The organism is Klebsiella sp. 141251 (genome assembly GCF_050600725.1).
Lineage (GTDB): Bacteria > Pseudomonadota > Gammaproteobacteria > Enterobacterales > Enterobacteriaceae > Klebsiella > Klebsiella aerogenes.
In genome coordinates this window covers 85,489-95,819 of sequence record NZ_JAQIRG010000014.1, presented here as the reverse complement: position 1 = coordinate 95,819, position 10,331 = coordinate 85,489, and the positions used below count along the sequence as shown (strand labels likewise).

The following is a 10,331-nucleotide window of genomic DNA, read 5'->3' as shown; positions in this document are numbered from 1 at the left end:
TCATTTTTCGTCCGAGGACGTTAAGAATCCATGTCACTTTGAGTGCCCACACAGATTGTCTGATAAATTGTTAAAGAGCAGTGCCGCTTCGTTTTCGCTGCGGCGCGGGGTGTGCATATTACGCTTTCCCGCCTCAGAGTCAAGCATTTATTTTTGCTTTTCTCCGCGAGGTTCTCACCGGAACCCCGCTGACCCGGCGGCTTGTTTGCCGTTGTTCCGTGTCAGTGGTGGCGCATTATAGGGGGTAATTCTGAAGTGACAAGAGGAAATTCAAAAAAACTTTTCGTTCGCTCGATTTTCCACCATAACGCGAGTTTTACGCGCTATTTGCTCGTCATTTGCGCGATTTCTTGAGCGAATCTGGCCACCTGCGGCCAATCCGTATAAACCACTTCTTTACTGGTGTCCGTTTCGCCGCCGGTCATCTTCATAATTAAACGAATCATAAAGCGATCGTACCAGCGATAGCGCGGATAACGCAGCGCGCCGGCAAATACCGCGCAGCTCTGCGGCTGCCACGGCGAATTAAGGAGAAACTTGCGCGTATAGCTGTTGGTTTGCGGCGTCCGCTTTTCCGCTTTGCGCGCCACCAGGTTTACCGAGAAGAATGCTCCCGGCAAAGCCTGCAGTGATGCCAGGTGCTTTTTCACAAAGCGGTCCAGCGCAGGATGGAAGTGCCCATAGCGTATAGAGGCGCCAATCACGACGCGATCGTAGTGATGCCACTCAACCGTGTCGGTACGGTTCAGGTTCACGGTATCCGCATCAATTCCCAGCTCCTTAAGTTCGGAGGCCAGGTATGAGGCAATTTCACGGGTCTGCCCGTCACGGGTGGAGAAAAGAATTAAAGTTTTCACGAGCACTCCTGTTATTCGCGCCAGAAAGTGGGGGTAAAGAGCACCAATAAGGTGAACACTTCCAGACGACCAAACAGCATATTAGCAATCAGGATCCATTTCGCGACCGGATTCATTGTCGCAAAGTTATCGGCAACGACCCCAAGCCCTGGCCCCAGGTTGTTCAACGTCGCCACAACTGAAGCAAAAGCAGAGAAGTCATCAACGCCGGTAGCGATAATAGCCAACATACTAATGATAAAGACCAGCGCATAGGCGGAGAAGAACCCCCATACGGCTTCCAGAATACGTTCCGGCAGCGCGCGGTTACCTAACTTAATGCTATAGACCGCGTTTGGATGCACCAGGCGTTTAAGTTCACGATTCCCCTGTTTAAACAGCAACAGAATACGAATGACCTTTAAACCACCGCCCGTTGACCCGGCGCAGCCGCCGATAAACGCAGAGCAAAGTAACAGCACAGGCAGGAACAACGGCCAGCGCGCAATACTGTCGGTGGTAAACCCAGCGGTCGTCGCCATCGACACTACCTGGAAGAACGCCTGGTTCAGCGTCGTTAACACCGAGCCGTAGACATTATGTAGCCACAATACCAGTGTACAGACGATAACCAGGGTTAGCTGAACACCGATAAACATTCTGAATTCCGGGTCACGCCAGTAAACCCGCAAACTGCGTCCACTTAATAGCGAAAAGTGCAGGCCATAGTTACAGCCGGAGATCAGCAGGAAGATGGCGATGATGGAGTTAATCATCGGGCTATTAAAGTAGCCGACGCTGGCATCGTGAGTTGAGAAGCCGCCGATAGCGATGGTCGCAAAGCTATGGCCAATCGCGTCGAATGCCGGCATTCCGGCAAACCACAGCGCCAATGCGCAGGCGACGGTTAATAAGACATAAATAAGCCACAGCGTTTTTGCCGTCTCGGCGATACGCGGGCGCATCTTATTGTCTTTCAACGGGCCCGGCATTTCCGCCCGGTAGAGCTGCATCCCCCCGACGCCGAGGATAGGTAAAATCGCCACCGCCAGCACGATGATCCCCATACCGCCGAACCACTGCAGCATCTGGCGATAGAACAGGATGGCATGAGGCAGTGAGTCCAGCCCCACCAGCGTCGTCGCACCGGTAGTGGTTAAGCCGGAGAAGGATTCAAAAAAGGCATCCGTCACCGTCAGATTAGGCTGTTCAGCAAAGATAAACGGTAACGCACCGACGCTGCCCAACACGGTCCAGAACAGCACGACAATGAGAAACCCTTCGCGGGATTTCAGTTCGCCTTTTTGCTTGCGGTTCGGCCACCACAGCATGGAGCCAATCGCCAGGGCAACAAAGAAGGTTTGGGTGAAAGCTCGCCCCGCGCCATCGCGATATATCAGGGCCACTAATCCCGGGACAATCATCGTCCCCGAAAATAAGATGACCAACAGTCCAACGATTCGGGTTATCGCGCGAAAATGCATCTCTGGCGCTTCCTTTGGGTTACAAAAAAATCAGGTGGGGATTATTCGTCAATCTTCAGTAATTGCAATGAACCACGACTAAAATCAGCCAGTTTTGTTGAAAAAGGGGCCACTTCAGCTTGCGGAAGCGCGACGCGCAGTTGCACAGACGCCTGATATTCGCTTTCCACAATAATGCCCGAGAACTGCGCCAGCAACGCTTCTACCCCGGCCAGCTGTCCGTATTCACATTGCAAAGTATATGCGGTTAACGGCGTCTTGCGCTGCGTTTTCAACTGCGCAAGCGCCTGATGGACGCCGCCGCCATAGGCCTTCACCAGGCCGCCGGTACCCAGCAGAATACCACCGTAGTAGCGCACCACCACCGCGGTTATCTCGCCGACGCCGCTGCCCATCAGCTGCGCCAGCATGGGTTTACCTGCCGTTCCCGCCGGTTCGCCATCGTCAGAGAACCCCAGCTGCTGTGAATCATCCGGAGGACCGGCAACCCACGCCACGCAGTGATGACGAGCGTCCGGGTGCTCAGCCCTGACCGATTCGACAAACGCTTTCGCCGCCGCCACGCCGTCGGTATGCGCCAACAGCGTGATGAAACGGCTCTTTTTGATCTCTTCAACAACGCTCACCGGCGCGGCCGGCACCAACCAACTTTCCATTACGCCAGTTTCAGGTCGCGCGTCATATTTTCGATACTGTTTTCGTGAACCACCACGTTATCTTCGATACGGATCCCGCCAAACGGCTTCATGGCTTCAATTTTCTGCCAGTTGAAGTGCTTGCTGAACTGCCCTTCACGCCATGGCGCCAACAGCGACTCAATAAAGTAGATGCCTGGTTCGATGGTCAACACCATACGCGGTTCAAGAATACGGGTGCAGCGCAGGTAAGGATACTTCGACGGCGCCGCCAGATGCGTACCGGTATCGTCCTGCATGAAACCGGCGACATCATGAACCTGCAGGCCCAGCGGATGACCAATCCCGTGTGGCATAAACGGCCCGGTCAGATCGTTTTCCACCATCGCCTCTTCGCTCATGCCGGTCACTAGCTGGTGTTTACGCAGCAGCTTTGCGATGCGCTGATGGAACTGAATATGGTAATCCACGTAGCTGGTGCCGGCCTTCATGGTGCTGATCAACGCCAGCTGTTCGTCGTTAACGTCTTTAATCAGCTGCGCGAAGTCGTTGTCGCTGTGACCTGCCCAGGTACGCGTCAGGTCCGCGGCATAGCCGTTGTACTCTGCGCCTGCATCCAACAGGAAGCTGCGCATCTCGGTTGGCGCACGGTGATCCAGCTTGGTGTAATGCAATACGGCCGCATGCTCATTCAGCGCCACGATGTTGCTGTAAGGAACATCGGTATCGCGATGACCGGTCGCCGTCAGGTAAGCCTGATTAATATCGAACTCGCTCATCCCCGACTGGAAAGCTTCGTGGGCCGCGCGATGGCCGTTGACCGCCGATTTCTGCGCTTCACGCATACAAGCCAGCTCATAGTCGGTTTTGTAAGCGCGATAATAATGCAGATAGTCGATAACGCCTTTCGGGTTGATTTTGTCTGCCGCGATCTCCAGACCGATAGCACGCTCCGGCACCGGGCCGATATACGCAATATTGCTACGCGCCGCGGGCAGTTGAACGCCAATGCCGTCGGCTTTCGGCAACGCAATCACGTCCACTTCTTCGGTCCAGAAAGAGGTCGGCAGCGGCTCAACGTTGTGCCAGTAATCGACCGGCAGATAGAACCACAGCTTCGGTTTATTCACGCCATCCACCAGCAGCCAGCAGTTTGGCACCTGGGTCACCGGCACCCACGCCTTAAATTGCGGGTTTACTTTAAACGGATACGGATGATCGTCGAGGAAGACATTAATCAGCTCGCCGGAGTGGATCAGCAGAGCATCCAGCTTGAAGCGGTCTAATACTTTGCGGGTACGTTCTTGTAGGGTAACGATATGATTTTTATAAAGCGCGGCCAGTGATTCCATCTTTTATCCTTTGCTTTTATTGGATCGTGATTCTCCGCATCTTAGCACATTGGCTCCAGGCCGGGTGATTTCTACCGGATGTGATCCGACCAGCAATTATTTAAAGAGTAATTTGCATTTTCTTAACATAAATTCCACACTCCGAGTCATCTGGTATGACCAGATCATATTGCTGGATTCAGGAGACTGACATGCTCTACAAAGGCGACACCCTGTACCTCGACTGGCTGGAAGATGGCATTGCCGAACTGGTTTTCGACGCCCCCGGCTCGGTTAACAAGCTTGATACTGCAACCGTTGCCAGCCTCGGTCACGCGCTGGACGTACTCGAAAAACAACAAGATCTCAAAGGGCTGCTGCTGCGCTCTGAAAAAGCGGCCTTTATCGTCGGCGCCGATATCACCGAATTCCTTTCGCTATTCCTGGTGCCGGAAGAACAGTTGAGCCAGTGGCTGCACTTTGCCAATAGCGTCTTCAATCGCCTGGAAGATTTACCGGTTCCTACGTTGTCAGCGGTTAACGGCTATGCGCTGGGCGGCGGCTGCGAATGCGTGCTGGCGACCGACTATCGCCTCGCGACGCCGGATCTGCGCATCGGCCTGCCGGAAACCAAGTTGGGCATTATGCCTGGCTTCGGCGGTTCCGTACGTCTGCCGCGCCTGCTCGGCGCCGATAGCGCGCTGGAAATTATTGCCGCCGGTAAAGACGTCGGCGCCGATCAAGCGCTGAAAATTGGCCTCGTTGACGGCATTGTTGCCGCGGAAAAACTGCATCACGGCGCGCTGGCGATTCTGCGTCAGGCGATTAATGGCGATTTGGACTGGAAAGCCAAACGTCAGCCGAAACTGGAACCGCTGAAGCTCAGCAAAATTGAAGCCGCCATGAGCTTTACTATTGCCAAAGGCATGGTCGCGCAAACCGCTGGAAAACATTATCCGGCGCCGATCACCGCGGTAAAAACCATCGAAGCCGCCGCGCGTCTTGGTCGTGACGACGCGCTGAAACTGGAAAACCAAAGTTTTGTCCCACTGGCGCACACCAACGAAGCGCGCGCGCTGGTCGGCATCTTCCTTAACGACCAGTACGTCAAAGCGAAAGCGAAAAAGCTGACAAAAGATGTCGAAACACCGAAGCACGCCGCCGTATTAGGCGCCGGCATTATGGGTGGCGGTATTGCCTATCAATCAGCCTGGAAAGGCATGCCGGTGGTGATGAAAGACATCAGCGACAAATTGCTGACCCTTGGCATGACCGAAGCGGCGAAGCTGCTGAATAAACAGCTGGAACGCGGAAAAATCGACGGCCTGAAGCTGGCCGGAGTGATTAGCACCATTCAGCCAACGCTGGAATATAGCGGTTTTGACCGCGTGGACGTCGTCGTTGAAGCGGTGGTGGAAAACCCGAAAGTGAAGAAAGCGGTACTGGCGGAAACCGAAGAGAAAGTGCGTCCGGACACCGTGCTGGCTTCCAACACCTCAACGATTCCTATCAGCGAGCTGGCCAGCGTTCTGCAGCGCCCGGAGAATTTCTGTGGTATGCATTTCTTTAACCCGGTACATCGCATGCCGCTGGTTGAAGTGATCCGCGGTGAGAAAACTTCGGATAAGACCATTGCCAAAGTCGTGGCCTGGGCCAGCAAAATGGGCAAAACGCCGATCGTGGTGAATGATTGTCCCGGCTTCTTCGTCAACCGCGTCCTGTTCCCCTACTTCGCAGGCTTCAGCCAGCTGCTGCGCGACGGCGCGGACTTCCGCAAAGTCGATAAAGTAATGGAAAAACAGTTTGGCTGGCCGATGGGCCCGGCCTATCTGCTGGATGTTGTCGGCATCGATACCGCGCACCATGCCCAGGCGGTAATGGCGGCGGGGTTCCCACAGCGAATGCAGAAAGATTATCGCGATGCGATCGACGCGCTGTTTGACGCCAACCGTTTCGGCCAGAAGAACGGCCTCGGTTTCTGGCGTTATAAAGAAGACAGTAAAGGCAAACCGAAAAAAGAAGAAGATGCCGCGGTCGATGGTCTGTTGGCCGAAGTCAGCCAGCCGAAGCGCGATTTCAGCGATGAAGAGATTATCGCCCGTATGATGATCCCGATGGTTAACGAAGTTGTTCGCTGCCTGGAAGAAGACATTATCGCCAGCCCGGCGGAAGCGGATATGGCGCTGGTATACGGCCTGGGCTTCCCTCCGTTCCACGGCGGCGCATTCCGCTGGCTGGACACCATCGGCAGCGCAAAATATCTCGATATGGCGCAGCAATACCAGCACCTCGGCCCGCTTTATACCGTGCCGGAGGGTCTGCGTAACAAGGCCCGTCATAACGAAGCGTATTATCCTCCAGTAGAACCAGCCCGTCCGGTTGGCGAACTGAAAACGGCTTAAGGAGTCACAATGGAACAGGTTGTCATTGTCGATGCAATTCGCACCCCGATGGGCCGTTCAAAGGGCGGCGCCTTTCGCAACGTGCGCGCGGAAGACCTCTCCGCACACCTGATGCGAAGCCTGCTTTCGCGTAACCCGTCCCTTGAGGCGAGCGCGATTGACGATATTTACTGGGGCTGCGTGCAACAAACGCTGGAGCAGGGTTTCAACATTGCCCGTAACGCCGCGCTGCTGGCGGAAATCCCGCACTCGGTACCGGCGACAACGGTTAACCGCCTGTGCGGTTCCTCCATGCAGGCGCTGCATGATGCCGCCCGTATGATCATAACCGGCGACGCCAGCGTCTGCCTGATTGGCGGCGTTGAGCACATGGGCCATGTACCAATGAGCCACGGTGTCGATTTCCATCCGGGCCTTAGCCGTAATGTGGCGAAAGCCGCCGGTATGATGGGGCTGACCGCGGAAATGCTGGCGCGTCTGCACGGCATTAGCCGTGAAATGCAGGATCAATTCGCCGCACGCTCTCACGCTCGCGCCTGGGCGGCGACGCAATCCGGAGCATTTAAAGCGGAGATCATCCCGACCGGCGGTCACGATGCCGATGGTGTGTTGAAATCCTTCAATTACGACGAAGTGATCCGCCCGGAAACCACCGTCGAAGCGCTGGCGGCGCTGAGACCGGCTTTCGATCCGGTGACCGGCACGGTAACGGCGGGCACCTCTTCCGCGCTTTCCGACGGCGCGGCGGCGATGCTGCTGATGAGCGAAAGCCGCGCCCGCGAGCTGGGGCTGAAGCCGCGCGCTCGCGTCCGTTCAATGGCGGTGGTCGGCTGCGATCCGTCCATTATGGGTTATGGCCCGGTTCCGGCCTCAAAGCTGGCGCTGAAAAAAGCGGGATTATCCACCAGCGATATCGACGTCTTTGAAATGAATGAAGCGTTTGCCGCGCAGATCCTGCCGTGTATTAAAGATCTGGGGTTAATGGAGCAGATTGACGAGAAGATCAACCTTAACGGCGGCGCGATCGCGCTCGGCCACCCGTTGGGCTGTTCCGGGGCGCGTATTAGCACCACCTTGATCAATCAGATGGAACGTAAAGACGCGCAGTTCGGTCTGGCAACCATGTGCATCGGTTTAGGCCAGGGGATCGCCACCGTATTTGAGCGGATGTAGGTAAAAAACTCGATGCCATTATTGCCTGCCAGCCAACAGGCAATAATGGATTAGAGGGGGTTTAGTTGCCGTTCTTCCCGCCTGTCAGGGGCGGGTTTTTTATTTTCAGATAAAGGCAAACGCATCGCCAAACAGGCGGTCTTCGCGCGCGCCGCGTTCATTACAGAACAGGTCGCGGGCAATCTTGGCCATCTCAAAGCGACCGGCAATGTAAATATCATGCTCGGCCAGCGTACCGTAATCCTGCAGCACCGCAGTCAGTACCGTACCGGAACGGCCGCGCCATCCTTCTTCCGGCTGCTCGACCACCGGCTCGATGCGCAGATTCGGATGCTTGATGCTTAACGCTTCTAGCTCGGCCAGATCGTACAGATGTTTAGCCTCGCGGCCGCCCCAATAAATGGCGATATCGCGATCCGGGTTACGCGCCAGCGCGGTTAACAGAATAGAACGCACATAAGAGAATCCGGTACCACCGGCGATCAGAATCAGCGGACGATCTTCGTCATCGCGCAGCCACGCTTCGCCATGCGGAATATCAACCTCAATTTCACGCTCTTTCAGAATGCGATCCATCACCGCCATCGCATACAGATTGAGTTCAGAAGCACCGATATGCAGCTCGATAAACTCATGCTCTGACGGCGTGGAAGCCATAGAAAACGGACGCTTGTCGCGCTCGTCCATCACCACCATCAGATACTGGCCGGCGCGGAAAGAGAATGCCGCTTCCGGTACTAATCGAACGCGATACACGGTATCGGTAATCGCCTCCACCGAGGTCACTTTACAGCTTAAGGTTGTCATGCGTCCCCTCTGTCGGGTCTATAGAGCAAAACAGCGGCGTTAGCCCCGCTTACTGTTATTTAAAGATGGCCAGTTCATCCCAGATGGCGTCGATGCGCGCCGTCACCTCAGGATCTTTTTTGATTGGACGACCCCATTCACGCTGGGTTTCGCCAGGCCATTTATTTGTGGCATCCAGCCCCATTTTTGAACCCAGGCCGGAAACCGGCGAGGCAAAATCCAGATAATCTATTGGCGTATTTTCTACCAGTACCGTATCACGAGCCGGGTCCATACGGGTAGTAATCGCCCAAATCACGTCGTTCCAGTCGCGCGCGTTCACGTCATCGTCGCAAACAATCACGAACTTGGTATACATGAACTGGCGCAGGAACGACCAGACGCCCATCATCACGCGCTTGGCATGACCGGCGTACTGTTTTTTCATGGTGACCACCGCCAGGCGATAGGAACATCCTTCCGGCGGCAGATAGAAGTCGACGATTTCCGGGAACTGCTTTTGCAGAATCGGCACAAAGACTTCGTTCAGCGCCACGCCCAGCACCGCGGGTTCATCCGGCGGGCGACCGGTATAGGTCGAATGATAAATCGCGTCTTCGCGCTGGGTAATATGGGTCACCGTAAATACCGGGAAGCTGTCCACTTCATTGTAGTAGCCGGTATGATCGCCGTACGGCCCTTCCGGCGCCATCTCGCCGGCCTCAATATAGCCTTCAAGCACAATTTCCGCGCTAGCCGGCACTTCAAGGTCATTGGAAACGCACTTCACCACTTCGGTCTTGGTGCCGCGCAGCAGGCCTGCGAAAGCATATTCCGACAGGGTATCGGGCACCGGCGTCACCGCGCCCAGAATGGTCGCCGGATCGGCGCCAAGCGCCACGGATACCGGGAAACGCTCGCCGGGATGCGCCGCGCACCACTCCTGGAAATCCAGGGCGCCGCCGCGGTGGGACAACCACCGCATGATGAGTTTATTTTTGCCGATCAGCTGCTGGCGATAAATACCCAGATTTTGCCGCTCTTTATGCGGGCCTCGGGTCACCGTCAGCCCCCAGGTAATCAACGGCGCGGCATCTTCCGGCCAGCAGGTCATAATCGGTATTTTGTTGAGATCGACGTCATCGCCCTGGATGATTTTTTGCTGACAAGGCGCGCCGCGCAGACGTTTGGTCGGCATATTCAGCACTTGCTTGAACTGCGGCAGCTTATCAAACAGATCGCGGAAGCCTTTTGGCGGCTCCGGCTCTTTCAGAAAGGCCAATAGCTTCCCGACTTCCCGTAGCGAACTGACGTCTTCCTGGCCCATCCCCAGCGCCACGCGGCGCGGCGTGCCAAACAGGTTGCACAGCACCGGCATTGAGTAGCCTTTCGGGTTTTCAAACAGCAGCGCCGGGCCGCCGGCACGCAGGGTGCGGTCGGCAATTTCGGTAATTTCCAGGTGCGGGTCGACCGGCAGGGCTATCCGTTTTAGCTCGCCCTGCTGCTCAAGTAATGTCAGAAAGTCGCGTAGATCGTGGTATTTCATGGAGTTATTATTGACCTCTATACTAGCGGCTGATTATACGATTTTCGCCGCAACGATGCTGTACTTTTGTTAAATAAGCGTAAATGAACAGGCTATTTACGCTTTCGCTTATAATGGTTTTCGCGATTGTTCCGGGCT

8 protein-coding genes are annotated in these 10,331 nt (G+C 55.4%); 2 read left to right on the top strand and 6 right to left on the bottom strand.

Annotated features, from left to right (window positions below):
• Window positions 1-323 precede the first annotated feature (323 nt).
• The 4 genes from hemG to pepQ are packed head-to-tail and all read right to left on the bottom strand — an operon-like array spanning window position 324 to window position 4,307.
• A complete protein-coding gene (gene hemG, locus PGR09_RS23365; protein ID WP_047066646.1) occupies window positions 324-857 on the bottom strand; it encodes a menaquinone-dependent protoporphyrinogen IX dehydrogenase in 534 nt (177 codons plus the stop codon).
• 11 nt (window positions 858-868) lie between these two features.
• On the bottom strand, window positions 869-2,320 hold the full coding sequence (gene trkH / locus PGR09_RS23360) for a Trk system potassium transporter TrkH (protein WP_015368834.1): 1,452 nt from the start codon (window positions 2,318-2,320) through the stop codon (window positions 869-871).
• Window positions 2,321-2,361: 41 nt separating this feature from the next.
• Window positions 2,362-2,976: an IMPACT family protein gene (locus tag PGR09_RS23355; protein ID WP_047078532.1), complete on the bottom strand. Its 615-nt coding sequence runs from the start codon at window positions 2,974-2,976 to the stop codon at window positions 2,362-2,364.
• Window positions 2,976-4,307: a Xaa-Pro dipeptidase gene (pepQ, locus tag PGR09_RS23350; RefSeq protein WP_289578509.1), complete on the bottom strand. Its 1,332-nt coding sequence runs from the start codon at window positions 4,305-4,307 to the stop codon at window positions 2,976-2,978. Before pepQ ends, PGR09_RS23355 begins: the two co-directional genes overlap by 1 nt.
• Before the next feature lie 191 nt (window positions 4,308-4,498).
• Between pepQ and fadB the strand changes: the two genes are divergently transcribed.
• Together fadB and fadA are read left to right on the top strand one after the other, a co-directional pair.
• Window positions 4,499-6,688 (top strand): fatty acid oxidation complex subunit alpha FadB, encoded by a 2,190-nt coding sequence (gene fadB / locus PGR09_RS23345; RefSeq protein ID WP_430916555.1) that lies wholly within the window; start codon window positions 4,499-4,501, stop codon window positions 6,686-6,688.
• 9 nt (window positions 6,689-6,697) lie between these two features.
• On the top strand, window positions 6,698-7,861 hold the full coding sequence (gene fadA / locus PGR09_RS23340; protein WP_047078530.1) for an acetyl-CoA C-acyltransferase FadA: 1,164 nt from the start codon (window positions 6,698-6,700) through the stop codon (window positions 7,859-7,861).
• Between the two features lie 105 nt (window positions 7,862-7,966).
• Here the strand turns inward: fadA and fre are convergent, their stop codons facing one another.
• Together fre and ubiD are read right to left on the bottom strand one after the other, a co-directional pair.
• Window positions 7,967-8,668 carry an NAD(P)H-flavin reductase gene (gene fre / locus PGR09_RS23335; RefSeq protein ID WP_008807928.1) on the bottom strand — a complete coding sequence of 234 codons (702 nt, stop codon included), beginning with the start codon at window positions 8,666-8,668 and terminating at the stop codon, window positions 7,967-7,969.
• 55 nt (window positions 8,669-8,723) lie between these two features.
• On the bottom strand, window positions 8,724-10,193 hold the full coding sequence (gene ubiD, locus PGR09_RS23330; RefSeq protein ID WP_047066639.1) for a 4-hydroxy-3-polyprenylbenzoate decarboxylase: 1,470 nt from the start codon (window positions 10,191-10,193) through the stop codon (window positions 8,724-8,726).
• Window positions 10,194-10,331 lie beyond the last annotated feature (138 nt).

Coding starts and splice junctions, on each gene's coding strand:
- trkH (WP_015368834.1), bottom strand. CDS start 2,320: ATGCATTTTCGCGCGATAACCCGAATCGTTGGACTGTTGGTCATCTTA.
- PGR09_RS23355 (WP_047078532.1), bottom strand. CDS start 2,976: ATGGAAAGTTGGTTGGTGCCGGCCGCGCCGGTGAGCGTTGTTGAAGAG.
- pepQ (WP_289578509.1), bottom strand. CDS start 4,307: ATGGAATCACTGGCCGCGCTTTATAAAAATCATATCGTTACCCTACAA.
- fadB (WP_430916555.1), top strand. CDS start 4,499: ATGCTCTACAAAGGCGACACCCTGTACCTCGACTGGCTGGAAGATGGC.
- fadA (WP_047078530.1), top strand. CDS start 6,698: ATGGAACAGGTTGTCATTGTCGATGCAATTCGCACCCCGATGGGCCGT.
- fre (WP_008807928.1), bottom strand. CDS start 8,668: ATGACAACCTTAAGCTGTAAAGTGACCTCGGTGGAGGCGATTACCGAT.
- ubiD (WP_047066639.1), bottom strand. CDS start 10,193: ATGAAATACCACGATCTACGCGACTTTCTGACATTACTTGAGCAGCAG.